This is a genomic window from Tolypothrix bouteillei VB521301, from assembly GCF_000760695.4.
GTDB classification, from domain to species: Bacteria; Cyanobacteriota; Cyanobacteriia; order Cyanobacteriales; family Nostocaceae; genus Scytonema; species Scytonema bouteillei_A.
In genome coordinates, this window is record NZ_JHEG04000001.1 from 3,408,919 (window position 1) to 3,435,256 (window position 26,338).

Here is a 26,338-nt window from a genome sequence, read left to right on the forward strand (position 1 = left end):
TTTATAAGGATTCTATAAGAAACGATATCTATCGCTAAATATCAACAGACTTTAATCTGTTAACTAGCCGCTCTATTTCCACGTCCCTATTATCAAACCATTCTTTAGACCAAACTCTGTGAATTTGCCAGTTTAGTATGTCTTCTAAAACTTTTTTTCGCAGGCGATCTCGATCTCGGGCTGTAGGATATCTACAATAAGTTAATCCATCATACTCTATCCCTAATATATACTTTTTATCAGTTAGCTGTTTTTTAATTACTGCTAAATCAATAGGATATGCTGAACGCCCAACAGATGTTTCAACTTCATACCCTTGCTTTTGTAGAGCATCATAAATATCCTCCGTTAAAAGTGAATAGGAGTGTAAATTTTGTACACTACTATTTTCTGGTAACTTTTGTTCCTTAGAATCAATGTATTCTAAATATTCTTTAAAAAAGCGCACGCCTTCCCTTTTGCCTTCTGGTTGCAAATCATTTGCCCGAATAGATGCCACTAGAATGAGTTTATATTTGGCACGAGTTATTGCTACATTAAGTCGTCGCTCTCCACCAACTCTATTAAGAGGACCAAAATAGTGACTAAACTCTCCTTCATTATCTTTTCCATATCCAAAACTGAGAATAATAACATCTCGCTCATCACCTTGAACATTTTCAAGATTTTTTATAAAGAATTTTTCTGACTCATCTCTACAAAATTCTGCTAATTCTGGATTTTCATCGCTCAGTTTATCGATTTGTTCCTGAATTGCTTCTGCTTGATCTTTACTAAAGGCAATGATACCCAGGCTTTGCTCCTGGTTTTGTTGAATATGAAGCAGCGCAAGCTTACCAACTTCTTCAGCCTCACGAATGTTTTGCTTTTTCTTTCCACCACGATTGTATACAGCTTGTTCAACGTATTTGAAATAAACACCTCTACTATCATTTTTTACGGGATTTGGGAAAGTAATGAGTTCTGAGTTATAAAATTTCTTATTGGAGAAATAAATTAAGCTTTCATCTTTGCTCCGATAATGCCATTTCAATGTAAATTCTCTCATGAACCCACACTCAGCAAGTAAGCTTTCATACCTTTCTTCCTCATCATTGTCCTCATCTTCAGCGTCAGAAGTAATACTAGCAAAGAAAGAAGAAGGAGGCATCTGATGGTTATCACCAACAACAATTACCTGTTTTGAGCGCATGATTGAGGATACTGCATCTTCTGTACGAATTTGAGAGGCTTCGTCAAAAATCACAACGTCAAAATTAATTACTTGTGGAGCAATGTACTCACTTACTGCTTGCGGACTCATCAACCAACAGGGTTTAAGAGTAACAACAAGCTCAGCGGCTTCTTCAATAAATTCACGGATTGACTTATATTTTTTTTTATTTTGACTTTCTCTATAGAGCATATCTAAAGCTATTTTTGCATTTGGTTGCTGAGACCACTCTTGCCATTGACTAACATGGAGTTGCCGAAGGCGCTTTTTTGCAACTTCTTGCTGCTTAATGTCAAGCTGAGAAAACTTTTGTATTTTTTGCTCGTAAACATTGGCACTAAAGCGCCGCAAATTATAGCAATTATCATAAATGTATTGCAACCAGTTTTGGTAAAAACCTTTTTCAAAAATTCTTGACCACAATTCTGGAGCAATATCAGAATCTTGTAACTGTTGAAGAAATGCTCCGGCACCTACTGCTTGAATTTGCTTAACGTTGCGTTGGTAATCTAACCAATCCTGAAATAAGTCAATCTCGTTAGCTGCTACGTTAAGAAATGTTTCTATTTCATCTAAAGAAGTAATGTTTAAGGGAATACGAGAATTTGTAATTACATCTTCTGGATACGGGAAGTAGCGCTGCAAGAAATTGAAACCTTCTTCAATCAAACTTTGGGCTGATGTTAATTCCTCAAGAAGTTTTGCTAGTTGACGACGACTAGTTTGTGAAGAAATCACCATTACTACTGTACTATTTTGTATGTTGTATTGGTGTAGGGTTTCTAACCATCTAAGCGATTGCTCAATGGCTTCACAATCTGGAATCTCTGTTGTAAAAAAAATTTTAAAAGCATCATGAGGAGAATAGTTTGGGTCTCTTAAGTTGTGCCATAGAAATTGAAGTTCGGCTGCTCGCTTAAGGTCTGTTTTCAATTCCCAGTCAAAAACCCACTTTTTTACTTTACGGCAATCAAGAATTTGATTGCGAGCTTTCCAGTACGTACATCGGAAGAAGCAAAAAATACCCCACTTCTGCAAGTTTTTGGATAAATCTGATAAATTGAGATGAAGAAATTCTTTTTTGTACTTAGTATTTAGAGGGTTATTTTGGATAGCTTCTAGGTCATTTTCGAGTTGAAAAAATAATTGCCATAAAACTTGTAGATCTTTATCTTGCCAACCTTGTGGAAGTAATGGAACGGCAGCTATGTGAGCTACAGATGCATTGAAATTTGCTATCTCAGTTAATGTACTTGGAGTTTTTAAGTTGAGTAATTTTCCTAATTCGTTTCCTGCTTTCTTAGCACTTCTAATACCTTGCAGCAAGGTGTTTATTCCATTATTTATATCCTCACGCGTTTGAAAATCGAGTGATGGCTGCTGGCTTTTTGCCCATAGAGTTGTTAGTTCTTTGCGAAAGAAAAGTAAAAATTTTCCGTGATTTAGCTGTTCCAGATAATCCTTAGCTCGACTTAATTGGAGAGTAGACCAATTATTTATATTTCCTAGCGTAAAGTTAAGTGTGGGAATCTGCTCTCGCTGAAATTTTAAAATTTCTCCATAAATATCCAATACCGTTTTATCTAATGGCTCCCACTTATGGTTTAAACTTTCTGCGTGTTCATTCAGGCTTTGCCGACATTCACTCAACTCATAGAAGAAAGATTCTGACTCCTGTTCCTCTAGTCGTTGCTCAAGTTCTCTACGAGTTATTTGCAGAACTTTAGCAAAGTTCTTTTTACTAGCTACATCGTTATCGGCAAAGTTAAGATAAATAGCCTCTAGATTAGACTCTTTAAGTCGATCGCAAACAACTTCGAGTGCAATTGGCTTTTCAGCAACCACAAGTACTTTCTTTTTTTTACCAACTAATTCAGCTATTATATTGGCAATTGTCTGACTTTTACCTGTACCTGGTGGTCCCTTGACTGTGAAACTTAATCCTTCCTTAGCTGCCTCAATAACCCTTTGTTGGCTAGAATCAGCTTCAAGAACTTGGAACACTGTCTTGGGATCAACTCGCTTATCTAATTCATCGATTTCAAGAATTTCAGGAACACTTAACTCGTAGTCTGCTGTATCCTTTGCAAATCCTCTAAGAATGTGTTGCTTAGCAAGAATATCGGGGTTTTGTTCCAAATACTCTAGGTCTTTGAGCATTGAACCCTTTGCTCTTTGGAACAAACTAATATAAGCAGTTTCTTCAATTTCCCATTTACGGTTAGTCAAGTCCTTGTTCTGACGTAAGCTAGTTAGAAGTTCAACATAGCTACAATTAAATTCTGTCTCAGATTCAGGGAGAATAATACTATAGTCTATCTCCAACTTTTGCACTAAGATAGGATTCAAAAAAGCATTTTCATCTGTTGGACGAATTTCGTATTCATCTTTCTTCGGCAGCTTATATAATTCAACTGGTATAAGAATAATTGGAGAAATAACATCCTGTTTAGGTTGTTCTTTGGTATTCCATCGAAGAAAACCTAAAGCTACAAATAAACTATTTACTCCTTTCTCCCTCAGAATTAAAGTGGCATCTCTACGAAGCTTCTTCAAATTTTTTTTATTGATTTGAGCTTCTATTGCATCAGCATCTAGTTCAATAGCAGGAATTGCAACAGATTCTATTACCAGTTTGTCAAATAATTGCGAAGCTGGTATCTTAATTTCGATAGTAGGTTTTTTCTCTGAATAGAAGTATAGCAGACGGTTACTTTTAGTTAACTCTGCAAGATTGTTCTTCCATGTTTGAATCTTCTGCTTTAATTCTAAACTGACTGTTGTACTCATCAACACCCTCTCGTAATATGGTAGATGCAGTAATATGTAAATCCAATTATTTGTGCTCTATATATTGTGTCAAACAGTGATAATAATTAAAATAAATATATTATATACTTTTTTAGTACCCAGATTTTTTTTGAAAATCCTAACTTCTTAATCCATTATTGAAAATTCCCACTTATTGAGTATATTTTAAAGATTTTCTTTAAGTTTTTAACTAGAGCAATTGAAATAAACACAAAAAAAATGCATATAACTACTATTGATAGCTAGAAGATTTATATTTTTTCAAAAATAGTTTACTTTTTGGCTCAAATAGTCTTTTTATATTTGAGAAATTTTATAAAATAAATTTTCATAGAAAAATTATTTGTTTTACTAAAACATAAAATTATTCCTAACTTTAAAATATGCTTTTAAAGTAACAGTGAAATTATACTCAATACATTCTATTTCAAAATTCATAAAATGATATAAATTTTTATAAAATTTTAGTAAAGAGCTATAGACAAGACTAAAGTGTCTTAAATTGCCTTTTATCTGTATGTATTGACAATACTATTGTACAAGTTGGTACTTTCTTTTAAGTTGCTTAAAAAGTGTAAGTAGACCTTCAAAAAAGTCTTTCTTACCTCTTTCAAAGGATGTAACAAACCTAGAAAATTCTTCAAGTTTCTGAGTAACTTCTTCACTCTCTTTATCTGATATAAATTCACACTATTTCTTTTGAAATAATCAAATTGATAACATTCAACTCATTAGAACTTAACAGTCCCAATTTCAAAAAAATGCTAAGTGATGTTCGCGATCGCGGTTATACAAACTAAAATATGGCTGCGCGGATAAGGAATTTCTAAATCAAAAAATCTCCCAAAAAGCTTGTATTGCGGGGCTTCTAGCCTACCAATTATAAGGAATGGGCGAGGACGCCTGTCCCACCTTCCAAGGTCATTTATTTCTTGGAAATCCCCAATACAAAATCCAATATTTTGTTTAAAATTATACTTAATTATAATTGTATTTACGTAATACACATATTGCGTAACACAACTTTTCTTAGTTTATGGGACTTACGCAACCTCAAACTTTAAAAAGGGGGCTACCCATAAGTCCTAGTTTAAAGAGGTTGCAGAAGTAAATTATCGTAAATCGATATCGAAATAGTATATTAGAAATGGCAGACAATGTTGTATGATTTGAGCACGCATATAAAATACGATACTCCTATCTATTAACAGTATTAAACATGGCTAATGTCAAAAAAGTCAGCGATGAGCTTTATGCATCCGGACAACCAACTCCAGAAGATTTACAAGCCCATGCACAAGAGGGATTAAAATCTGTCGTTAATTTACGTTTTCCTGATGAAGCGGGTTTCCTGAATGATGAGCAGCAGCAGGCTGAAACCTCAGGACTAAATTACGTCCACGTTCCACTAAATTCAACAAAAACCGATCGAGACTTGACAAGTAAGGTTCTTAAGGAAATTGAAGATTTACCAACACCAATTTTGTTCCATTGTGGTGTGGGGGGAAGAGCTGGCGCACTTGCTCTCATTGCTCTTGCTACCAAGGAAGGATTAAACCGGGAGCAAGTGTTGAAAAAAGCTGAAGAATTAGGAATTAGCATCGACCAGCCACATCTCAAACAGTTTTTGGAATCTCAGGAGCCTTGAAGGAGCCAGTTCCTAACTTCTATCTTCAAATAATTCTCCGAACAGTTCTTTAACTTTTTGTTTGGAATCTTCTAAAACTTGTTTACCCAAGGGCGTAGCGCAATAAAGTCGGCGCGAATGTCTTCCAGAACGTTCAATCGTTGATTGAAGATAGCCCTTGCGTTCCATGTCATGAAGCATTGGATAAAGAGTCCCCGCACTCAGCTTGTAGCCGTGTCGCCCTAATTCTTCAATGATACTCAGACCGAAAATGGGCTCATGAACTGCATGATGAAGAATGTGAAGTCGAATGAGACCTGAGTAAAAATCTTTGTCATCCATCTTATTTTCTAAACTTGTGCTTGAAGGAGTAACACTCCCTCACCTTCTCTTAACTGCTCACTGATTACGGCTCACTGAATTGTACAACCCAACGGCGGAAGAGTTCCACGGTAATTCGGATGTATCATCTAAAGTTTCAATAACTTTATGTAAATAACGTTTAAAAATTTATGTTAGCTTGTGCATATCAGGTGTTTGTTCTTTAGTTGTAGAGATTCAACCTATGACACTTTTACAAGCTAAAAACCTAACAATAGGAGACGTTCATCGATTCTTTAATTTTCAAAGACAGTATAATAACTCCTTTACTTCATTATTATCTTTATACCCCTTAACCGAATTTGAACAACAAGAAATTTTACAAATTCAAACAGACTTTGATAACTATTTAATAGAAAGCAAAGTCTTAGAAGGGATGGTTAAAGCTTTAACCATATTTCCCTTAATGAGACTAGCTGGATTTTATCGCTCTCCTATAAAAATTAGTTTGGAAGAGAATCTTGCTGATTTAATTATTGAAGACGAAGATACTAGAATTACTGGAAGAATGGATATTTTAGCAGTCAATAAGATTAAATCGGCAAAGAACAAACCCTACTTTTGGGTATTAGCGATTGAAGCTAAAAACAGTGACATTGATGCATTAGCTGGTTTACCTCAATTACTAACTTATGTGTATGAAAAGTTAGAAGATCAAACACCTGTTTGGGGATTAACGACAAATGGAAGGATTTATCAATTTGTTTATATTCAACAGGGGAATCCACCTATTTATCAGTTAATGCCAATACTCAATTTAATGGAATTTGATGACGCAACACAGTTACTTCAAATTTTTAAAGCAATTTGTCAGCTATAGAAATGAATTCGAGCAGATGTTAGGTTTTGTTCCTCAACCCAACCTCCAATTTCATCTGCAGGCGTCTGCGTTCATCTGCAGTTAATTATTATAAATCGTAAATTCCAAGCCCTCTATCCTCACAGAAATTGCACGTTCAATATTTTCTTCACCTCAGTCAAAAATGCTAGAGAATTAAAATCTACCTGACCTCTCATATGGCTAAACAATGACAATAAACCGACTGAGTTCTCTCCAATCAGATTGTCGTAAGGGTCTAGTTTGAGATTGATATCTTTCGCTTTTTCATAACGAGAAAAGTGAAACAAGGTTAAATATTGCAAAATCTCATTTTTCAATTCCCCTTTAAAAATTAGACCTTGGTAGATGTCTTCATCATCAAGTATCCCTTCATAGATCTTTAAAAGGTCTTGTTATCGGTGGGGTTTCACGCAAATCTTACATTCAGATGATGGAACTTGCTTATGCGGTAATTGACGGTGTTCAAGCTAGAGGAGAAAGAGGCAACTACAGTACACAACGTGTAAAATTTAACTCCAATCGCTTCAGTTAACTTTTCGTTACATAGTTAGAAATTTTCCCGCCGACTTACTTAGTACAAATACGGTTATTTTTTAAAGTTAGTAAAAAGTTAAATAATCATTTTTAAATATCTGTATCTTAAATCCAAATGAGCAACTCATTTATTCGATAATTGCTATTTTATTTATTAAGGTTTTTAGAGCGAAAATACGTAAAACTTATTATAAGTAAAATTCCGCTAGCTTCAATAAAAACTTTAAGTTAAATTTTGCTAAGACTATTAAAAGCTAACCAAATGATTTCTAAAAAATTAGTACTAATTTCTATTGGCTCATTATTAATCTCGATCGCAACTATTAGTTTCATGGGGCAAAAGGCCGCAATCACCGTATCCAAAAATACTGTTCTAGCAGCTACTCCATTAATACTTGTGGGTGAATATGGACAAGAGGGCGTTTTCTTAGGACTACCGAGCAGAAAAGAACGGAACGAATTAAGTGATTTACTTGGGCAAAACCCTCAATTAACTGAAGAAAGAAATGTGCATCGTAAAGTCTACAAGGCAAAACTTATTAGTTTTGACAAGCTGCAAAAAAAGCAGTCAAGTAAAGCATTTAGCCAATATGAAGTGAAATTTAAAGATAAGGTCACTGCACAAGAACACACCCTAGACTTGCTTTCTTTTGAAAGTAAAGATGGTATTATTTTTGTTGCAGAGCCTGGATCGGAGACTCCGCATTTGATTCCAAAGCCGACGGATATTTCACAACAGTTGTTTCAACATGACCAAAACTTATATATCCTAGACACCAAGACGCTGCAAGTGAAAGCGATCGGAGATGAGCAGGCACAATATACAACTAAGCAAAAGATAAAAGATTTGCCTGATTTAGGTATTGAGCATGGGCGTATTCTTCACTGGATTCAGCAACCGAATTGGTCTCCAGATGGCAATACAATTGCTTTTTTATCAAACCGGAATCGCATTGAAAGTAATCACATTGAGGTATGGATTCATGATTTAATTACTAATCAAGAGTTAAAAGTATATCACAGAGAAAACACTACTCCTCATATCCTTGGTTGGACAGCAGATAATAAAATTCTAATTAACGAATCCAAGCATACAGGTGGAGGTGGTGTTTTAGTTGCCATTGATCCTAAAACAGGGCTAAGACAAGAATTTATTAGTGGTGATTTTGTTGGGCAAAGTGATGACCGTCAAACTGTACTTTATGTAAAACGAAATAGTAGGCATGGTGAATTGTATGCACTAAATCTGTCTAATGGAACATCTCAATTACTCTACAAAACACCTATTGAGGAAAGTTTAAGTATTGGTCAAATAGATTTTTCAAAAGATAGCACACGTTTTGCAATTGGTTTACTGAATAAGAAAACAGGTGTAGAGAGCTTTCTAGTTTATAATTTGCAAACTAAAAATACAAAACGTTTAGAATTGCCGCAAGGCAAAAGATTCTACGGTCGTATGACAGTGAAATGGCTTGGCGATGAGTTGGCTGTGCCTGTTGAAAGTCGAAATTTAAATCTGCAATATTCAGAAGCAGAAACGCTTCTGATGTCAACTTTTTAAGGAGGGAAATTAAATAATGAAGAAATTACTTAAGGCAACATCAACAATAGTAATAGGAAAGCTTGATTTCATCTCTTTATCAACTTGGGATAGTGGTAAAATAACGGCTTTCTATGTCTATGCCTATGATGATGAATACGGTTATGATGCGATTTATGATGGTAATGCTGTGGTTTTTCACCGGACATCGGGTACTAATGCCTGGGCAATGAAAACTGCTACTGCTAGTGGGGGTGTTAATAAATACTACGCTGACTTAAGTACTATATATCCCGTAGGTACGAAAGTTGATCGGATGGTACGAGTAGTTCGTTCAAATATTGTTGGTAAGCCAGGAGCAAATTACACTTGGGCATTTCATAGCCCTAAATTTGCTCAACCGGATTTTAATCCTAACTCAACCTCTAACCAATTTGATTATTTTACCAATACTAGGCAATAACAACTAATTGCGTAATGTATAAAGACCTAGTAAATGCTAGGTCTTTTTATTGGGCTTAAAAACTTTTACAATTAGTAGTGTTTAGCTATTCTTCAGCTAACCAACGTACATAAGGACGGGAGCCGCCTATTCCCTGATATGTGATTGTAGTACTCACCGTTGCTTGTTCCAAATTCAAACGAAAATAAACTTTTCCATTCTGGAATCGAAAATTATATACAGGAGGTGCTTCTGACTTAGCATTGCCAACACAGGAAGTATAGGAATTACGTAGCTTTGCTTCATACTCCACAAATTTCTTACCTGATGCTATTAATTTAGCACTCTGAATGTCAGCAACAGCAGTATGTTCTGCGCCACCTTCAACAGGAAGCAAGAAAGTCCAAATCCCAATGGTTTCAGGACATATCCCCGCTTGACGTTTGACATTAAGTATCATATTTGGTTTTTCTGGTATTAAACCGTTAGTAGTTCCTACCACTTTATTATCTTTAGTACAAGCAACTAATATCCCTAAACTAACGACTGGAATAATTAGGGATAAGGTCAAAAATTTTAGATTATTGGAGAACATTCTTCTAGTTCCGTTGATGATTTTTATTTGATTAACAGCAAGATTTAAGTATTAAAGCGCAATAAGCATCATCTTACTTTTAAGCAAGTATTTTTAATGACTTATTACACAGTAAAAAAGTTGCGTTTATTATCATTAGATTTAAAAAAAACATACATTATTAATGATTCGTCTATATTTGAACAATATTTACATTGTCTTTTTTAATAGCAAGGTAAGTAGTATTTCTCTAGATAGTTTATTTGGGCTTTTTTCTTCAGTTTACCCAGTGTTTCTGTATCTATAATTCGCTTGAGTCGATAAAAATCTAACTGCGGGTTGTCTTTATCTTTGTATAAATCGTCAAGAAGATACCCTAGTTCTTCTCTTTCTTCTTCATCGATAGAAGCAAACTGAACTTTTCTATACTGTTCTAACCCTTTTTTTAATTGCTCGTTAAACTCCCGTGTTTTTTGTACGGCGATTGTTATTTTGTGAAATCTTAAGACTGCTTTTTCTTTATGATTTTTGTCTGGAAAGGTTAATCTTTGTTTCTGTAAACCCTTATAAGAGCTAAACGGATAGGTAAAGTTTAAGCTAGGTATATCACCTTTAAAGCTTTGCAAATCTGTCACTAAACTCTCTACAAACTCTTTTACGCTAGAAACCCTACCTTCTCCTACCTCAGAGGCGATCGCATCTCCTAATATCTGTTTGACACAATCTGCAATCGCTTGAATTTTTCCTGGAAGTAATTCTTTACAACCCGGACTAAAATTGACGGTAGCGGCTTTTGCATTGTTTGCTGCAGCACCTAAAGGATTGCTAATCTGCAACCGAGCAACTTGGCTCGCAACAGCATCAACGTCAATACGCAGTCGCAAACCATCGGTTGATACTTCAAACAGGTTGTTAGATTGCTGATTTCGTAGGACTTGTAAAATCTTGTCCAGAATGTCGCTGTAGTCTACAAAAACGAGATCGTTGTTACCTGTTCGTATAGTACTCACTCTGCTTGCTCCTAGCCTTCCTCTATGGCTGCTCCAGTCAATACTGAGTATAATTCATTTCTTTAATACTGACATCGAAGCTTTCCACGAAATATCGTTTACCAAGCCATATAAGGTGGAGCCTTGGGATATGCATTCCCAGGCGGAGCCTGGGAACGGGAGATGACACTATACCAGTGCAGCAGCTTTCTCCAACAATCCCTGGAATAACTTCAGCCCATCGCTATTCCCTAACATGGGATCGGATGCTCTCTCTGGATGAGGCATCATTCCCAGCACGTTACCTTTAAGATTGCAAATTCCACCGATGTTGTTTAGCGAGCCATTGGGATTATCTCCCTCATAGCGAAACAGCACTTGAGCGTTATTTTCAATCTCTGATAGGGTATTCTCATCTGCATAGAATCGCCCTTCCCCGTGGGCAATAGGCAATGTGATGATTTCCCCTGTTTGATAATTTTGCGTCCAGGGGAGGTTTGTACGTTCAACTTTTACGGGAACGCGATCGCAAATAAAATGTAAGTCTTGATTTCGCGTCAATGCTCCCGGTAGCAGCCCCGCCTCAGTCAGTACTTGAAACCCATTGCATATACCGAGAACTGGTTTGCCCTTTTGAGCGTGTTCGATAACTTCCCGCATAACGGGAGAAAACTGCGCTATAGCACCACACCGGAGGTAATCCCCGTAACTAAAACCACCAGGGATAATAACGACATCGACATCGGAAAGGTCGGTGTCTTGATGCCAAACCATGCGAGTTGGTTGTCCCATCAAGTCTTTGGTAACATAGGCAACATCGCGATCGCAGTTAGAACCAGGAAAAACAACAACACCAAATTTCATAATTGTTCACGGCTAATAGCTAATAGCTAATAGCTAATGGTTAATGGTGCAATGAGCTATTAACCATTAGCCATTAGCAACTCTTGTTTCTGATTCGACTTCACTCAAATCAAAGCGATAATTTTCAATCACCGGGTTTGCGAGCATTTGGTCGCACATCCGATCCAGGTCCTGGCGGGCTGTGCTTTCATCTGGTGCGGAGAGGGTAACTTCAATGTATTTACCGATCCTTACCCGCTCGACATTGTGATATCCTAACTGTTTCAGTCCCGAGCTTACTGCTACACCAGCAGGGTCTAGGACTGAAGGACGGAGTGTCACATAAATTTTAGCTTGATACTTCCTTTGCACTGGCTTTAGCTAAAGACTGCGATCGTAATACTACATCCTTTTGCTGCAACTGGAAGCTATAAGATTTTGCTTATAAAAAGTTAAGCTAAAACTTAGCCAAGGTAACAATTTAAAAAATCTTGTTGCTAAGGGACTATGAGATTCCCATTATTAGGGGTTAAGCTAGAAAATAGTCATGGTGACAGTATAAAAAATACTGGTTAAATAAGAGAGATCTCAATCGTATGTTGTTGTCTATGAGAGCCGTTCGCACACGCAGTCAAGATCGCATTCTAAATCTGCTGAAAACTGTCAAGCAGGGTATATCCGCGCAGGATATTTATGTGGAATTACGCAACCGCAACCAAAGCATGGGCTTGGCAACCGTTTATCGTTCTTTGGAAGCCTTAAAACTTGAAGGCATGGTACAAGTCAGGACATTAGGTAACGGAGAAGCCCTTTACAGCTTAGCGCAGCAAGACAAGCATCACCTAACCTGCCTCCAGTGTGGTGCATCCATTCCAATTAACCAATGCCCGGTCCACGATTTAGAAACTCAGTTGCAAGATACTCACAAGTTCAGAATTTTCTATCACACCCTAGAATTTTTCGGCTTGTGCAGTCAATGTCAGGTGGCACAAGCATCTGGGGAATAGAGATAAGGGGGAGTAGGAACTGGGGACTCGAGAGAAGGAATTATATTAACCTCTTGTCCCCCTTGTCCCCTATTCTCCTATCCCTTATTTCCTGGGGGCATTTGCAAGCCCAGTAAGGGATTTGAGTCCGTATGACCATCTGCAACAATTGAGCGGATACCTTCTAAGGTTGCAGGGATAGTACGTGGGTCCATAAACATGACCTTACTGCTATCACTCTTGCCAATTGTTGCACCCATATCCAAGTAACCCAAAGCAAACAGAACCTCTAAAGCCTGATGAACGGTAGAGTCTGTTTTAATTTTTTGAGCAATAATGTCTGCTGATTCAGCAATAGCTTGAGCCTTGAGCACCTGCTGTTGTCGTTCTGCTTGCGCCCTAAGAACGATCGCCTTTTGTTCGGCTTCAGCTTGCAAAATCACCGCTTTTTGGCGGGCTTCTGCATCCAAAACTTGGGCATCAGCTTTACCTCTAGCAGAGTTGACAGCGGAATCTCTGTCTCCCTCAGAAGTTAAAATAGCTGCTCGTTTGCGGCGTTCTGCTGCCATTTGCAGTTCCATCGATTCCCGGACTGCTTGAGAAGGAATAATATCCCGCAGTTCTACCCGCGTGACTTTTACACCCCAAGGATCGGTTGCAACGTCCAAGTCATGTAACAGAATTTCATTAATTTGAGCGCGGGCGGTAAAAGTTTCATCTAGCTCCAATTTACCCATCTCCGCACGAATTTGAGTCAGTACTAAATTCTCCATTGCCATGCGGAGGTTTTCCACTTTGTAGTAAGATTTCTCCATATCGACAATGCGCCAGTAAACCACCGCATCAACAGTAATTGACACGTTGTCCCGAGTAATACACTGTTGTGGGGGAATATCTATCACTTTTTCCCGGATAGTTTCGCGAAAAACCAGTCTGTCTGCAACGGGAATGATAAAGTTAAGCCCCGGTTCTAGCTTTTTGTTATAGCTACCCAAACGTTCCACTAAGGCTTCATTACCCTGATTGATGACTTTTACAGAACCTGCTAAGGCAGAACCGCCTAAAGCTAAAAATACAAGTAAAAAAAACTGTTCCATATGTTAAGTTTCCTATTTATTCAGCGCCTTATGAGTGCAATATATTCTCAGGCATCACGTAGAGAGTCGTACCTTCGCGCCTTGTAACATAAACTCTTTGATTGGCTGCTACGCTGAGTTTTTCATCGTCACATCGCGCCCGCCAAGAATTGCCTTCATACAGAACTCGTCCAGTTTTCCCCGCAGGAATCTCAGTTAAAGTTTCAGCTACGATCGCTTGCTGAATTTTTGACTTGCGTCGTGACGGTGTTACAAATCGACGGCTAAGTAAGACGAAAGATGTGGAAAGCAACAGCCAAACCACTGCTTGCAGCCATAACTTGTGCAAAATCACTTGAGACAACAGCGCCACCACAAAAGCGCTTATGCCCATTAAAAAGGCAACAAAAGCTGTTGGCACAAACAGTTCCGTTAAACACAGAAGCGCACCTGCTAACAGCCAAATAAGGGTAGTACTTGGCATAAAGCCATCCTAAAAAATATATTTAGCCATCAACGCATTTCTTATGGTTTAAATACATTCATGCGTTAACTGTTTCCAGAAAAGACTGAGTTGTTTATCATTTGACCTTAGTAAAAGTTTTTAGTATATTTACATTTTGTAATATACTTTTGTTTATTTATACCTACCTACTGAAGTATTAAGTGTACAATTCAACTTTATTCTAACGTTCTAGGTTGAGAAGTGCTGAACAATCGTCAGTAGTTACCAGCAACCACTAACTATAGCAATCTTATTTGAGATCCGCACAAAGGAGACAAGGGAGACAAGGAAGAGGTGTTTGCAACTCCTACACGGGCTGCTATAGCAACTACCATCCACCAACTACCAAACACTAACCACTAACCATTTTCATGCTTTCTACTCAACGAATAATTTATTGCACAAATCCAGACTGTAGCAACCCTATTAATTCTGTGGGAGATAGTATTTGTTCGAGTTGCCAAACACCTATAGTTCATCGCTATCTTTGGGCAACCGGGCTATCAGCAACCGAATTTAAAATAGGAGAAAAGGTAGAAGATAGATATGAGGTGATTACGCCTCAAATCTGGTTGGATACTTTACCAGGACGAGCGCCAGACATACCAGAAGACGTACCAGAAGAAATTATTCCATATCTACGTTTATACCATCACCGATTGCATTTGCCTCAAGTTCATGGATTAGTTTATTTACCCATAGGACATGGAAATCCTATTTTCTTATTAGAAAATGCACCTATAGATGAAACGGGAAATCTCTACCCAACACTAGAAGATGCTTGGGAACAAGCAAAAGGTGTCAGACAAGTTTATTGGCTGTGGCAAATTCTTCAATTATGGACACCGCTATCAGAACTGAGAGTTGCTGGAAGTTTGCTTGTTCCTTATAACTTGCGAGTACAAGGTTGGTGCGTGCGATTGGTACAACTTGTAGAAACTAGAGGCGCTGCGTCCCTACACACTCAGCCTTTACAACAACTAGCAGAATGCTGGGAACCTTGGGTAGCGACTGCAAAAACTCAAGTCGCAAAAGAATTAAAAAATATTGTACAGCAGATGCGTAGTGGGGAAGCTAATTTAGAAACTATCACTTCTCAACTGAATGCTTTACTGCTCTCATCAGCAGCAGAATTGCCGCTCATGGTACGAGTATCGGGAAATACAAATATTGGTTCTACAGTCTTGTTTCAGAATGAAGATGCTTGCTACCCCACTGATTCTGTAGATCCAGATGACCCCTTATTGCCTCATGTATCAATTGTTTGCGATGGTATTGGCGGACATGAAGGTGGCGAAGTCGCAAGCCAATTAGCGGTGCAATCCTTAAAGCTACAAATCCGCGCCTTGCTAGCTGAGGTTGCGGAACAAACAGAACTCGCCACACCAGATTTATTGCAAAAACAACTCGAAGCCATTTTGCGGATTGTAAATAATCTGATTTGCAATTGCAATAACGAACAAAACCGCGAAGGAACCCAACGAATGGGTACGACTGTTGTGATGGCGGTACAACCGCCACAGGTCGTTCAAACTCCCGCAGGATGGGAGTCTCACAATGCTCACGAACTTTACTTAGCAAGTGTCGGCGATAGCCGTGCTTACTGGATGACCCATCACTATTGTCAATTGCTGACGGTAGATGATGATGTTGCAGGGCGGGAAGTCCGTTACGGGCGGAGTTTTTATCGCAAAGCCCTAGAACGTCCAGATGCTACAGCCCTTACCCAAGCCTTGGGAACAAAAGATGGTGAGTTTTTGCGTCCCTCAATTCAACGATTTATTTTGGAAGAAGACGGCATACTCTTGCTGTGCTCTGATGGCTTAAGTGACAATGACTGGGTAGAACACTCCTGGCAAGAATTTGCTTTACCAGTGTTAAGAGGCGAACTATCCCCAGAGGATGCTGTTGCTGCATGGATTGATTTGGCAAATCAAAAAAATGCTCACGACAACGTGTCTGTTGTTCTGACACTTTGCCGTGTCTCCCCAGATTATTTGGTACCCATGACGCGATCGCTACTCCCGGTAGAAATCGAACAAGAGGAAGAACAGGAGCTGACAGCGAGCGCTCAAGCGCTTTTGGATTTAGATACAGAAGCCCCACCTGCTGTAGGGAAGAAAGCTCAAGCCCCCGGAAAAACTCAGCGCCACCGTTTTCGTTGGATATGGATTTTGGGATTGTTTGCCGTGCTTGCAGCCGGTACAGGTGGCGGATTGTTTGCTTGGTGGAAATTGAGCCCTCAAACATTCCAGCAAACTTGTCAGAAACTTCCTCCAAACGTGCGGGGATTGTGTAAGAGATAAGGGGATCGGGGGATAAGAGGTTGACCTATGGAGCACAGTAGAGTGAAGATAAGAAGGATTAGACCTCTTGCTAAGGCACCCAGGGATTAAAATATTTCCCGAAACTCTTCTCCTTCAACTCTCTTTGGAGAAAAAAGGTAATGTTGCGGGATAATCTATAACATTAAAGCCTGCACGGGCAGGCTTTGTTTGTCTGATAACGTCACAAGCACCGAACAGCCTGTCCGTGCAGACTAAGTCCGAAGGTCAGATTTTGCAAGCAGTCTATTTTTCAAAAAAAGCAATTTTCAGTGAGGAATAGCTGTGGAGACACTGGTGGAAATACAGAAGCAAGGTGTAAAAGAAGATATGAAAATTGGCGATCGCGTCCGTGTTAAAGAATCTGTCATCGTTTACCACAATCCCGAATCTCGGGGAAAAGCTTTTGACCTCAAAGGTTCAGAAGGTGTAGTTGAGCGTGTAATCAACCAATGGCAAGGCAGACCTGTCAGCGCTAACTTGCCCATCTACGTTCAATTTAGTAAAAAATTTAGAGCCCATTTACGAGAAAATGAATTAGAGCTTATATAACCAAGTTTACTTGCGGCGACAGAACCATCGCATTATATTTAGTTCGCCGCGCATTCTTTCTAATTCTTGGCGGTTTTGCTCTGCTGTCATGTGATACCACTCGCAGTGGCGTTTAAACTCAGAACGAGCTTGAACTTCCTGATAGAACTGGTAAGTTGTCTGGTATGAAGCAAAGGTTTCCTCAACTTCCGGTTGAGGAGCAGGAATAATATGTGGTAAGTGTTGAGACATTTGATTTTAGATTTTAGATTTTGGATTGAGAACATTCCTCAAAGCCATCCACGCAAGCCGTAAGCAACAATCCCAACATATTCTTTTATAGCAGCCGTTAACATCTCTAAGTTATCCACACTAGGCAGCAAATTTAAGATGGCTGATTTGGGGCTGCTAGTTAGTTCTTGTAATTCGCCTTCACTTACAAGAAAGTCGGTAGGTGCGGGAAACGCATCAATTCCTTGACGCTTAAAAATCAGCAGCGATCGCGGCATATGCATCGCGGAAGTTACCAATAATACACGACGAATCCCACGGGACTGGAGAATTTTTTTCACATTGACTGCATTTTGATAGGTATTTAAGGAATCAGGCTCTTGCACGAGTGCCTCTGCTGGTATACCAATGGAAGATAGGATTGACGCCATATCTCCCGACTCAGATGGACCCCTACCCCGCCAATCAATCCGACCACCACTGAGGACGATCGCGGGTGCTTTTTTTTGCAAATAGAGTTGAGCCGCATAAAGAACGCGATCGCCCGCTTCATTTAAATCTACAGTTGGGCGGGGAGGAAAAGCTGATTTCGTTGCGCCACCTAAAACCACAATAGCTTCTGCATTTGGAATTCCACCTGGAATATTTTGCCATTCCAGAGAACGCACAAGACTTCGAGCCACCCAGCTGTTACTACTGACTAACAACACCACGAGCGACAGCACAATAAAAAAAGCGGCTGTGCGGGGTCGCTTCCACAACATAATGAAAGCTATCAGCATACACACACAAGCTAGCCCCAGTGGGTAGAAAAATAGCGGTAATAATTTGGACAGATATAGGAACATGGATTGCTAATTGTTAACTGCTAATAGCTAATGGTGAGACCAGAGAAAGCAGGCGGTGAGACCAGTGCTGTAGGCGGGTCTCCCGCGCCCTGGCTACTGGTGAGTCCAGCCCTGTAGGCGGGTTTCCCGCGCCCTGGGGACTGGCGAACCCAGAGGGCGAACCCGAAGAGCTAATGGTAGTTAACTATTAGTCATTAGCCATTAGTCATTAGCCATTAGCCATTAGCCATTAGCCATTAGCCATTAGCTATTAGCCAAGTTTACCTTTCCCAAAACCGGAGGTTAATGCCTCCACTGGAACGGCGACGGAATTTACGGGTGGTTTTTCTAACTTGTCGCCTGACTGGTTTGTCATCGGGAAGAGTAGCTTCTGCTTCTTCCATATCACCTGTCGGTAGCTGAGTTCTGGTATCTTCTTTAGTTTCCCACCAAGCAATAATCCAACCGCCACCTATACCAGCAATTGCACCTAGCAAGATACCCATAGGAGGATTGTAGCCTGCAAAGACAAAGCCAAGTAAGAAAAACAACCAGTATTTTAGCCCCGCATCAATGCCTTCAGAAACACCTATATCAGGTTGTTTCGGACCCGTTTTCTGTGCTGACGTCATCCATCCTATGGCAATACCACCAAGTACGCCTAAGAAAATACTTAAGGATGGTTGATACCCTGTGCTTAAAAATACTAGTGTTAAAAATAACCCAAATAGAGTTTGAGTAATAAAGTTTCCAGAGAAGCTTAACTTTGGTGGTGCCATAAGGGGATCGATCGGCGAATGATCTCTTTTAATTGTGCCTCTAGTGGTTGGATTGTGTCCAAAATCTTTACAAGAGGTTTCTCTTTTTCAGTAAAAGGCTCGGTCTGTTGCAGTTGTGATTCTAACAGATCGACAGTTGCATCGGTAATATCACCTGTACGTTCTGAAAGCCGCTTTTGCAAAACCTCCTTTGATGCGGTACATTGAACAATTTGTATCGGAATTTGATGCATTTGGGCGAGGGAGATCGCGTCCTCTCGTAACTGCTGTCGGTCGTACTTAGCGTCTAATATCACCGTATAACCTTGTTTTGCCAGCAAAATTCCCAATTCTAACAGCCGCGTGTAAGTTTTCTGAGTCATTTCGGCTGTATAAATCTCATCTCCACCCCGTTCAAACAATGGAATACCAGCTAAATGCTTTCGTACCGCATCCGAACGAACGTGAATTGCACCCAGGTGACGAGCTAAATACCTTGCGGTAGTGGATTTACCAGAACCCGATACGCCTGACATGAGAATCAGTTGTCCTTGACGGGGTTTTGTATACTCACTTGCCAGTTTATAGTAAGTGGCTGCTGTTTTTGTCGCCTCCTCCTTAACGGAAGCAGGGACGCTCGGATCGTCTAACAAAAAGGAAGTCACCTTAGCGCGGACATAAGATTGACGGCTTAAGTATATAGGCAAAACTTGCAAGCCTTCCCAATCTCCTGTCACCTCAAGATAAGTATTGAGATACGCATTACTCAAATCCAAACGTTGCTGAGCATCTAAATCCATTACGCCATAAGCAACGTCGTACATCACATCGACAAAGCGAAAGGGTTCGTTAAACTCAATGCAGTCAAACAACCACAATTTATTTTGCCACAAACAAATATTACCTAAGTGCAAGTCCCCGTGACATTCGCGAATGCGATCGCTTTTAATTCTATTCTTAAAAACTTCGCCATATTCTGAGAAAAAAGTATCTGTAGACCTCTTTGTTTCCTCAAACTGTTCCCGTGTTTGAGGACCACCGATATATTTCTCACTTTGCTGGTAATTCTCATCAAATGCCACACGAACTTGCTCGACTTCACCAAAGGAGCGAATATAATCATTGGTTACGGTTTTATTGGCGTGATACGCAGCTACAACCCGTCCCAACTCTTCCACAAGTTCCTCATTTAACTGACCCTGTTTAAACAGCTTGCTCAGCAAAGCATCCTCAGGGAACTGCAGCATTTTCAAAACGTATTCCACAGGTTCTCCCGTATCACCCAAACGGTATTTCCCATCTACCAAAGCAATGGGAAACACCTCCAAATATAATTCTGCAGCCCCTCTTTGATTCAGACGCAACTCTTCATAAGAAAAATGTCGCCGATTCTCCAAAGTTGAAAAATCTAAAAAACCATAATTGACTGGTTTCTTTACCTTATAAGCGTATTTACCTGTTAACAATACGTAAGAAATATGGGTTTGAATCAATTGAATAGGTTCGCTCACCTCATGGGGATAAAACCCAGGCTCCAACATCTGTTGAATTAAAGGGGGAATAGAAACCTCTGCCATCTCTTCTCTGGTGCGCCCTTAGCGCCTAGTAAGGTTTAGTACCAAAAAACCAGAGGTTTTACCCCTGGTTTCCACGGATACTATAGCAAACTTTAACTCACCAGGTCTCTTAACCCTAGGATTCTGTTTCCGATTCAGAACTTCTCTGGGGAGGCAAAATGGTTAAAACAGATTGACCTGGCTCACCCATATACTTTGCACCCCCAGGTAAAGGAATTTGGTCTACCTGCAAACTATCACCAACTTCCAAGTTAGAAATATCAATATCAATTGCTTCAGGAATACTCTCTGGAGAGCAACGCAGTGCCAAATTAGTGATGTGTACGTCTAATACGCCACCATCTCTCTTTACCCCAACGGGTTCTCCTACAAGGTGCAAGCGGACTTCTATATCAGTATCGCCGTGACCTGCAACAGCAAAAAAGCTCAGATGATAAAGCGTACCTTTGGCTGGATGAGATTGAACTTCCCGCAGCAAAGTTTTCCCACGCCAAGGAATATCGGTAACGTTTAGGTCAACTATGGAGTTGTTAATAGAAGCCTTATTGAGAAGGCGTTCGGCAACTTTAGCGTCAAGAACAAGTGCGACTGACTCAGTCCCTTGATGACCGTACAAGTTGGCTGGTATTTTACCAGAACGGCGCAAAGCATTGGGTTTGCTTCCATCTGGTCTCTTTTGACATTCAATTGTAAGTTCCATAAAAATTGCTAATTGCTAATGGCTAATGGCTAATTGCTAATTGCTAATTGCTAATGGCTAATTGTTATTAATCATTAGCTCTACTAACAAATTACGCACTCAGTAATGAGGGTGGAGTACCTTCATGGTTCAATAAAGCACGTTTTGGTCCGTGGATGGGGTCTTCCACAATAATGGTTTGGTCTCGGCTGGCTCCCAAAGAGACAATCGCGATCGGAACTTCCATCAACTCTGCCAAGAATTTTAAATAATCTCGTGCTTCTTTTGGCAAGTCTTCTAACGAACGACAGTGAGTTGTTGGGGTACGCCATCCCGGCATAGTTTTGTAAATAGGACAACATCTGGCAAACTTACGGGAACTCGTGGGGAAGTGTTCGCTGCGTTCTCCATCTATCTCGTAAGCAACACAAACTTTGATTTCCTCGACTTCATCAAGGACATCTAGTTTGGTAATTGCCAAACAGTCCATACCATTAATTCGCACTGCATAGCGACCGATCACGGCATCAAACCAACCACACCGTCTCTTGCGTCCGGTTGTTGTACCAAATTCAGCACCGCGATCGCACAACAATTCTCCCATTTCCCCGTGTATTTCTGTAGGGAATGGTCCTTCTCCCACTCGCGTGGTGTACGCTTTAGCCACTCCAATCACTCGGTCGATCATTGTTGGTCCTAGCCCCGTTCCAACACAAGCGCCGCCTGCGACTGGATTGGAGGACGTGACATAAGGATAAGTTCCGTGATCCAGGTCAAGAAGTGTACCTTGCGCTCCTTCAAACAGAATATTGCGTCGCCGTTGAATTGCGTCGTATATTTTTAAGGAAGTATCAACAACATGAGGGCGCAAACGTTCCGCATACCCGAGATATTCCTCAATGACTTCTTTGGGGTCTAAAGGCGGGAGGTTGTACAGTTTTTCTAGAATGACGTTCTTGTAATTAATCGTCCATTCTAGCTGCTCGCGCAGCCCTTCCGAGTCCATTAAATCCAAGACTCTAATGCCTGTCCGTTCGGATTTATCCGCATAAGTCGGACCTATACCGCGACCGGTTGTGCCAATTTTATGGCTTCCCCTGCGTTCTTCCGATGCCCGCTCGATTGCGCGATGGTAGGGCATTGTCACATGGGCTGTCTCAGAAATTAGCAGATTTTGAGTAGAAACACCAACTTTGGCAAGTTGGTCAAGTTCTTTTATCAAAACCTGTGGATCTATGACTGTTCCACAGCCGATCATGCACTCGGTATCTGGATACAAAATACCAGAGGGAATCAAGTGCAGTTTGAAGGTTTGATCCTTCACTACAATCGTGTGTCCAGCATTGACACCCCCTTGGTAACGTATAACAACATCTGCGGAGCGGCTGAGTAAGTCGGTTATTTTTCCTTTTCCTTCATCGCCCCACTGGGCACCTATAACAATGACGTTAGCCAAGTGATTATTTTAGAGAGCTAAAGTTTCCACAAATAACTATTATTACCAGATTCTTTTAATTCTGTCAACTAAATAAACAGTAACCGGGCATTGCTCAATTTGTATTAGGGTATAATAAATTACATTTCATCCTTTATACTTCATACTTCATCCTTGAGTTTATTTGTTACTGTTAATAATAATTAAAATTTTTAGGGAAAAGACTACCATGGCTCTATATGCTGAGTTACACAGGCATTTGGGCGGTTCGGTTGTACCGCGTGTATTGTGGCGCTACTTTGAGCGTCATTCCTCAGAGTTAATTTCTCGCTTTTCTCATTACTCTGAGTTTGAAGAATTTTACACTCGCCCTCGCAATACTCTAGATGAATATCTAGAGTTGCACACTCTTGTAGAAAGCGTACAAACAGTAGAAACTTTACCTTACTTTATTTATCGTCTGCTTCGAGGCGCGTATATCTTTGAAAATCTTGCTTATCTAGAACTGCGTTATACGCCTTATTTGAGAACGCCAGAGCATCTGAGCCAAGCTGAAAGAATTGACAAGATGGCAGAAATCGTGGAAGTTGTGGGCAAAGCCAGCCAACTTTCAGAATATCCCATTATTAACAGCCAAATTCTTTGCATGCACTCGCGCTTGCCTTTTGAAGTCAACAAAGCAATTGTCGAGCTAGCAGCACAAAATCCACAATACGTCTGTGGTATAGATGTGGCTGGGGGAGACAGTCACTATGCCGAGCGTTTGGATGAATGGGTGAGGCTTTATGAGTATGCGCGATCGCTAAATCTCAATACCACAGGTCACCTTTACGAAACCACAGCTGGTTGTTATCCCCAACTTTTGCCTTATTTAATGCGGATCGGTCATGGAATTCAAATTCCTTTGCTCTATCCAGAATTACTTAAAGATGTCGCAAGGCGAGGTCAGTGTTTGGAAATTTGTCCCACAACTTACGTAAAAACAGGGACTTTACAAGATATACGCGAACTCAAGCGGGTGTTTGACCTTTGTTTTGAGGCGGGGGTAGACATTGCGATTTGTACTGACAATGCTGGATTGCACAACGTGCGCCTACCTTTTGAGTATGAAAATCTGTTAACTTACGACATCATCAATTTTAAACAGCTGCAAGCTTGTCAGGATGCTGCTTTCCGCCATGCTTTTGCTTGGCCTCACAGACAGCGTCCGGTATCTCTACTTAATGGGTTGCTGAATCATCAAGAGTTAGTAGTTAGTAGTTAGTGGAAATTCCCACTAACCACTAACCACTCACTTAATTAAACCCCTTCTACAGCACCACCTGCAGCTTGCCAAGCTGCTAGACCGCCAGTGAGTGTAGAGACATGAGCAAATCCTGCTTCTCGTAGCGTTTGTGCTGCATTAGCAGATTGCTCATCACTTTCCCCATAAATATAGATGTCTCGGCTTTTAACTAGGGAAGAAGCTCTTTTTGTCAGGTCATTTAAAGGGATGGGGATCGCGCCACTGATGTGACCCTGATTGAAGGTTCGGCGATCGCGCACATCAACAATAGTAAAACCTGGCTGACCCCATTCAAGACGAGATTTGAGGTCATGAGCATCCGAGTGGGACGCAAAAGCACCTAACAGAGTGTTTTCCATAAGCATTTCTCTGATACTGCATCGCAGTGACTGCTTTGCTCTTTTGAGCCAGCCACTGTCTTATCAATTTGAAATCTATCAAAAATCTGATTTTTATCGACTTTTTTTTACAATTTATACACATTTATTTTTAAGTTTAAATAAATTAATTTAATTATCTTAAAGATTTTTAGAAAACTGTAAAAATCCACTCAATGACTGGGGATTTTTTCGCTACCGTCACGAGGGTAAATAGCCAATATGTAAATTCATTAAAGATGTGCGCTTCTATTTTATACTGATACATTATGCTATGTATTCAAGCTTTACCAACAGAAGTAGTACATCTAATTACAGCCGGGGAAGTTATAGACTCCTTCGCTTCTGTCGTGCGGGAATTAGTAGAAAATTCCTTAGATGCAGGTGCGACGAGAATTGCAGTTTCTTTATGGCCCCAACAATGGCGTATCCGCGTTGTTGATAATGGATGCGGGATGTCTTTAGATGACTTACAACGTGCAGCGACTGCCCACAGCACCAGTAAAATTCGACAATGTGCTGACTTGTGGAAAATCACAAGCTTGGGTTTTCGTGGAGAAGCACTCCACAGTTTGACAACACTGGCAGATTTAGAAATATTAAGCCGTCCTCGTTGTGGGGATGGAGGGTGGCGAATTATTTATGGTTATGGAGGAGAAGCACGACATATAGAGGAAGCCGCGATCGCTCCAGGTACTATCGTCACAGTTTCCAATCTCTTTGAAAATTGGTCATCCCGTCGAGAGGGATTGCCATCCCTTGCACAACAAATGAAAGCAGTGCAAGCAACGCTTCAACAAATGGCGCTGTGTCATCCTCACGTTACTTGGCAAGTGTGTCAAAATGACCGGGAATGGTTTTCCATTTATCCCTCATCAGCAGTTGCTCAACTGTTGCCCCAAATCGTACATCAAATTAAAGAATCCGATCTCCACGAATTAAAACTAGAAGTTCCAAACCCAGAGCAAACCTCACTTCCCACCCCCGATTCCCTGCTTTCATTAGTTATAGGATTACCAGACAGGTGTCACCGTCGCCGCCCGGATTGGGTAAAAGTGGCAATTAACAAACGGATGGTAAAATCACCGGAGTTAGAGCAAACGATTTTGACAGGATTTCACAGGACATTACCACGCGATCGCTATCCTGTTTGTTTTTTACACTTATTTATTCCCCCCGAACAAGTCAACTGGAACCGCAATCCAGCAAAATCGGAAATTTATCTCAACCACCTCAATCATTGGCAAGAGCAAATTTCCCTCGCCATAGAAAAATCACTCCGCCTCAACTCAACATCTATTCGAGAATCCGCCCACACAACACGCGTCAGTCAATTACTGAAAGCAGCAGAAGAAAAAGCCGCCTATAACCTCAATTCATCCAACCCCGCAGAACAACCTTCTACTCCCCACAATATAAAAGCCGTTGCTCAAGTTAACAACACTTATATCGTCGCAGAACATCCCGGTGGAGTGTGGTTGGTAGAACAGCACATTGCTCACGAACGCATTTTATACGAGCAACTTTGCGATAACTGGCAAATTGTTCCCGTTGAACCAGCTATTATCCTCTATCAACTTTCTCCAGCCCAAATAGCGCAATTAGAACACATTGGTTTGGACATAGAAACATTTGGGGAACAGCTTTGGGCAATTCGCAGCGTTCCCGCACTCTTAAAACAGCGAGATGACTGTGCTGAAGCCATTTTAGAACTCAGTTTGGGCGGTGATTTACAGACAGCGCAGGTTGCTGTTGCTTGTCGCAGCGCTATTCGTAACGGCACATCCCTGACTCAACCGGAAATGCAAGCAATACTAGAGCAATGGCAGCGCACGCGCAATCCGCGCACCTGTCCTCACGGACGCCCAATTTGCCTATCTTTAGAAGAGCCAGCTTTAGCCCGTTTCTTCCGCCGTAATTGGGTGATTGGCAAAAGTCACGGGATTTGAACA

General features: G+C 40.4%; 25 protein-coding genes. 9 read left to right on the forward strand and 16 right to left on the reverse strand.

The window, feature by feature from the left end; genetic code table 11:
• Positions 1-34 precede the first annotated feature (34 nt).
• Positions 35-4,003 (reverse strand): DUF4011 domain-containing protein, encoded by a 3,969-nt coding sequence (locus HC643_RS13560; RefSeq protein WP_038072637.1) that lies wholly within the window; start codon positions 4,001-4,003, stop codon positions 35-37.
• 1,240 nt (positions 4,004-5,243) lie between these two features.
• Here HC643_RS13560 and HC643_RS13565 point away from each other — a divergent pair.
• Positions 5,244-5,672 carry a protein tyrosine phosphatase family protein gene (locus tag HC643_RS13565; protein ID WP_038072638.1) on the forward strand — a complete coding sequence of 143 codons (429 nt, stop codon included), beginning with the start codon at positions 5,244-5,246 and terminating at the stop codon, positions 5,670-5,672.
• 12 nt (positions 5,673-5,684) lie between these two features.
• Here the strand turns inward: HC643_RS13565 and HC643_RS13570 are convergent, their stop codons facing one another.
• Positions 5,685-5,993 carry a PadR family transcriptional regulator gene (locus HC643_RS13570; protein WP_038072639.1) on the reverse strand — a complete coding sequence of 103 codons (309 nt, stop codon included), beginning with the start codon at positions 5,991-5,993 and terminating at the stop codon, positions 5,685-5,687.
• A 223-nt stretch (positions 5,994-6,216) separates the two neighbouring features.
• On the opposite strand from HC643_RS13570, the gene HC643_RS13575 reads away from it, so the two are divergent.
• On the forward strand, positions 6,217-6,852 hold the full coding sequence (locus HC643_RS13575; protein ID WP_038072643.1) for a hypothetical protein: 636 nt from the start codon (positions 6,217-6,219) through the stop codon (positions 6,850-6,852).
• A gap of 119 nt (positions 6,853-6,971) precedes the next feature.
• On the opposite strand, the gene HC643_RS13580 is transcribed toward HC643_RS13575, so the two are convergent.
• On the reverse strand, positions 6,972-7,160 hold the full coding sequence (locus HC643_RS13580) for a hypothetical protein (RefSeq protein WP_202048615.1): 189 nt from the start codon (positions 7,158-7,160) through the stop codon (positions 6,972-6,974).
• A gap of 509 nt (positions 7,161-7,669) precedes the next feature.
• Here HC643_RS13580 and HC643_RS13585 point away from each other — a divergent pair.
• The gene (locus HC643_RS13585; protein ID WP_050045759.1) at positions 7,670-8,968 is read left to right on the forward strand and encodes a TolB family protein; all 1,299 of its coding nucleotides are present in this window, start codon (positions 7,670-7,672) and stop codon (positions 8,966-8,968) included.
• A gap of 16 nt (positions 8,969-8,984) precedes the next feature.
• A complete protein-coding gene (locus HC643_RS13590) occupies positions 8,985-9,410 on the forward strand; it encodes a hypothetical protein (protein WP_038072646.1) in 426 nt (141 codons plus the stop codon).
• 85 nt (positions 9,411-9,495) lie between these two features.
• Here the strand turns inward: HC643_RS13590 and HC643_RS13595 are convergent, their stop codons facing one another.
• From HC643_RS13595 to purS, 4 genes are all read right to left on the reverse strand, one after another.
• Positions 9,496-9,984, reverse strand: a complete 489-nt coding sequence (locus HC643_RS13595; RefSeq protein ID WP_038072648.1) for a hypothetical protein — start codon at positions 9,982-9,984, stop codon at positions 9,496-9,498.
• 203 nt (positions 9,985-10,187) lie between these two features.
• Positions 10,188-10,973 carry a hypothetical protein gene (locus tag HC643_RS13600; RefSeq protein WP_038072650.1) on the reverse strand — a complete coding sequence of 262 codons (786 nt, stop codon included), beginning with the start codon at positions 10,971-10,973 and terminating at the stop codon, positions 10,188-10,190.
• Between the two features lie 168 nt (positions 10,974-11,141).
• Entirely contained in the window at positions 11,142-11,816 is a 675-nt protein-coding gene (purQ, locus tag HC643_RS13605; RefSeq protein WP_038072652.1) for a phosphoribosylformylglycinamidine synthase subunit PurQ, read from the reverse strand.
• 66 nt (positions 11,817-11,882) lie between these two features.
• Positions 11,883-12,167, reverse strand: a complete 285-nt coding sequence (gene purS / locus HC643_RS13610) for a phosphoribosylformylglycinamidine synthase subunit PurS (RefSeq protein WP_038072654.1) — start codon at positions 12,165-12,167, stop codon at positions 11,883-11,885.
• A gap of 236 nt (positions 12,168-12,403) precedes the next feature.
• Between purS and HC643_RS13615 the strand changes: the two genes are divergently transcribed.
• A complete protein-coding gene (locus HC643_RS13615; RefSeq protein WP_038072656.1) occupies positions 12,404-12,802 on the forward strand; it encodes a Fur family transcriptional regulator in 399 nt (132 codons plus the stop codon).
• Positions 12,803-12,879: 77 nt separating this feature from the next.
• Here the strand turns inward: HC643_RS13615 and HC643_RS13620 are convergent, their stop codons facing one another.
• A complete protein-coding gene (locus HC643_RS13620) occupies positions 12,880-13,878 on the reverse strand; it encodes an SPFH domain-containing protein (protein WP_038072657.1) in 999 nt (332 codons plus the stop codon).
• 28 nt (positions 13,879-13,906) lie between these two features.
• Complete coding sequence (locus tag HC643_RS13625; RefSeq protein ID WP_038072659.1) at positions 13,907-14,341, reverse strand: NfeD family protein; 435 nt, start codon at positions 14,339-14,341, stop codon at positions 13,907-13,909.
• A 392-nt stretch (positions 14,342-14,733) separates the two neighbouring features.
• Here HC643_RS13625 and HC643_RS13630 point away from each other — a divergent pair, with 392 nt between their 5' ends.
• Positions 14,734-16,668: a 4-Cys prefix domain-containing protein gene (locus HC643_RS13630; protein ID WP_038072661.1), complete on the forward strand. Its 1,935-nt coding sequence runs from the start codon at positions 14,734-14,736 to the stop codon at positions 16,666-16,668.
• A gap of 297 nt (positions 16,669-16,965) precedes the next feature.
• Positions 16,966-17,238 carry a ferredoxin-thioredoxin reductase variable chain gene (locus HC643_RS13635; protein WP_038072663.1) on the forward strand — a complete coding sequence of 91 codons (273 nt, stop codon included), beginning with the start codon at positions 16,966-16,968 and terminating at the stop codon, positions 17,236-17,238.
• Positions 17,239-17,244: 6 nt separating this feature from the next.
• On the opposite strand, the gene HC643_RS13640 is transcribed toward HC643_RS13635, so the two are convergent.
• From HC643_RS13640 to HC643_RS13665, 6 genes are all read right to left on the reverse strand, one after another.
• Positions 17,245-17,469 (reverse strand): hypothetical protein, encoded by a 225-nt coding sequence (locus tag HC643_RS13640; RefSeq protein ID WP_038072665.1) that lies wholly within the window; start codon positions 17,467-17,469, stop codon positions 17,245-17,247.
• A gap of 38 nt (positions 17,470-17,507) precedes the next feature.
• Complete coding sequence (locus tag HC643_RS13645; RefSeq protein ID WP_038072667.1) at positions 17,508-18,296, reverse strand: YdcF family protein; 789 nt, start codon at positions 18,294-18,296, stop codon at positions 17,508-17,510.
• Between the two features lie 260 nt (positions 18,297-18,556).
• The gene (locus HC643_RS13650; RefSeq protein ID WP_038072669.1) at positions 18,557-19,054 is read right to left on the reverse strand and encodes a hypothetical protein; all 498 of its coding nucleotides are present in this window, start codon (positions 19,052-19,054) and stop codon (positions 18,557-18,559) included.
• Positions 19,036-20,610, reverse strand: coding sequence for a bifunctional aminoglycoside phosphotransferase/ATP-binding protein (locus tag HC643_RS13655; protein WP_038072671.1), 1,575 nt, complete (start codon positions 20,608-20,610; stop codon positions 19,036-19,038). Before HC643_RS13655 ends, HC643_RS13650 begins: the two co-directional genes overlap by 19 nt.
• Positions 20,611-20,725: 115 nt before the next feature.
• The gene (locus HC643_RS13660) at positions 20,726-21,310 is read right to left on the reverse strand and encodes a 50S ribosomal protein L25/general stress protein Ctc (RefSeq protein WP_038072672.1); all 585 of its coding nucleotides are present in this window, start codon (positions 21,308-21,310) and stop codon (positions 20,726-20,728) included.
• 91 nt (positions 21,311-21,401) lie between these two features.
• Positions 21,402-22,745, reverse strand: coding sequence for an adenylosuccinate synthase (locus HC643_RS13665; protein WP_038073833.1), 1,344 nt, complete (start codon positions 22,743-22,745; stop codon positions 21,402-21,404).
• A 208-nt stretch (positions 22,746-22,953) separates the two neighbouring features.
• On the opposite strand from HC643_RS13665, the gene HC643_RS13670 reads away from it, so the two are divergent.
• Positions 22,954-23,988, forward strand: coding sequence for an adenosine deaminase (locus HC643_RS13670; protein WP_038073836.1), 1,035 nt, complete (start codon positions 22,954-22,956; stop codon positions 23,986-23,988).
• A 35-nt stretch (positions 23,989-24,023) separates the two neighbouring features.
• Here HC643_RS13670 and HC643_RS13675 read toward each other — a convergent pair whose 3' ends face one another.
• Complete coding sequence (locus HC643_RS13675; RefSeq protein ID WP_038073903.1) at positions 24,024-24,368, reverse strand: rhodanese-like domain-containing protein; 345 nt, start codon at positions 24,366-24,368, stop codon at positions 24,024-24,026.
• A gap of 284 nt (positions 24,369-24,652) precedes the next feature.
• Between HC643_RS13675 and mutL the strand changes: the two genes are divergently transcribed.
• The gene (mutL, locus tag HC643_RS13680; protein ID WP_038073838.1) at positions 24,653-26,335 is read left to right on the forward strand and encodes a DNA mismatch repair endonuclease MutL; all 1,683 of its coding nucleotides are present in this window, start codon (positions 24,653-24,655) and stop codon (positions 26,333-26,335) included.
• The last annotated feature ends 3 nt before the right edge of the window (positions 26,336-26,338 follow it).

Bases quoted from the DNA above. Each gene is read 5' to 3' on its own strand.
- HC643_RS13560 (WP_038072637.1), bottom strand. From the start codon at position 4,003: ATGAGTACAACAGTCAGTTTAGAATTAAAGCAGAAGATTCAAACATGG.
- HC643_RS13565 (WP_038072638.1), top strand. From the start codon at position 5,244: ATGGCTAATGTCAAAAAAGTCAGCGATGAGCTTTATGCATCCGGACAA.
- HC643_RS13570 (WP_038072639.1), bottom strand. From the start codon at position 5,993: ATGGATGACAAAGATTTTTACTCAGGTCTCATTCGACTTCACATTCTT.
- HC643_RS13575 (WP_038072643.1), top strand. From the start codon at position 6,217: ATGACACTTTTACAAGCTAAAAACCTAACAATAGGAGACGTTCATCGA.
- HC643_RS13585 (WP_050045759.1), top strand. From the start codon at position 7,670: ATGATTTCTAAAAAATTAGTACTAATTTCTATTGGCTCATTATTAATC.
- HC643_RS13590 (WP_038072646.1), top strand. From the start codon at position 8,985: ATGAAGAAATTACTTAAGGCAACATCAACAATAGTAATAGGAAAGCTT.
- HC643_RS13595 (WP_038072648.1), bottom strand. From the start codon at position 9,984: ATGTTCTCCAATAATCTAAAATTTTTGACCTTATCCCTAATTATTCCA.
- purQ (WP_038072652.1), bottom strand. From the start codon at position 11,816: ATGAAATTTGGTGTTGTTGTTTTTCCTGGTTCTAACTGCGATCGCGAT.
- HC643_RS13615 (WP_038072656.1), top strand. From the start codon at position 12,404: ATGAGAGCCGTTCGCACACGCAGTCAAGATCGCATTCTAAATCTGCTG.
- HC643_RS13620 (WP_038072657.1), bottom strand. From the start codon at position 13,878: ATGGAACAGTTTTTTTTACTTGTATTTTTAGCTTTAGGCGGTTCTGCC.
- HC643_RS13625 (WP_038072659.1), bottom strand. From the start codon at position 14,341: ATGCCAAGTACTACCCTTATTTGGCTGTTAGCAGGTGCGCTTCTGTGT.
- HC643_RS13630 (WP_038072661.1), top strand. From the start codon at position 14,734: ATGCTTTCTACTCAACGAATAATTTATTGCACAAATCCAGACTGTAGC.
- HC643_RS13640 (WP_038072665.1), bottom strand. From the start codon at position 17,469: ATGTCTCAACACTTACCACATATTATTCCTGCTCCTCAACCGGAAGTT.
- HC643_RS13645 (WP_038072667.1), bottom strand. From the start codon at position 18,296: ATGTTCCTATATCTGTCCAAATTATTACCGCTATTTTTCTACCCACTG.
- HC643_RS13650 (WP_038072669.1), bottom strand. From the start codon at position 19,054: ATGGCACCACCAAAGTTAAGCTTCTCTGGAAACTTTATTACTCAAACT.
- HC643_RS13655 (WP_038072671.1), bottom strand. From the start codon at position 20,610: ATGGCAGAGGTTTCTATTCCCCCTTTAATTCAACAGATGTTGGAGCCT.
- HC643_RS13660 (WP_038072672.1), bottom strand. From the start codon at position 21,310: ATGGAACTTACAATTGAATGTCAAAAGAGACCAGATGGAAGCAAACCC.
- HC643_RS13670 (WP_038073836.1), top strand. From the start codon at position 22,954: ATGGCTCTATATGCTGAGTTACACAGGCATTTGGGCGGTTCGGTTGTA.
- HC643_RS13675 (WP_038073903.1), bottom strand. From the start codon at position 24,368: ATGGAAAACACTCTGTTAGGTGCTTTTGCGTCCCACTCGGATGCTCAT.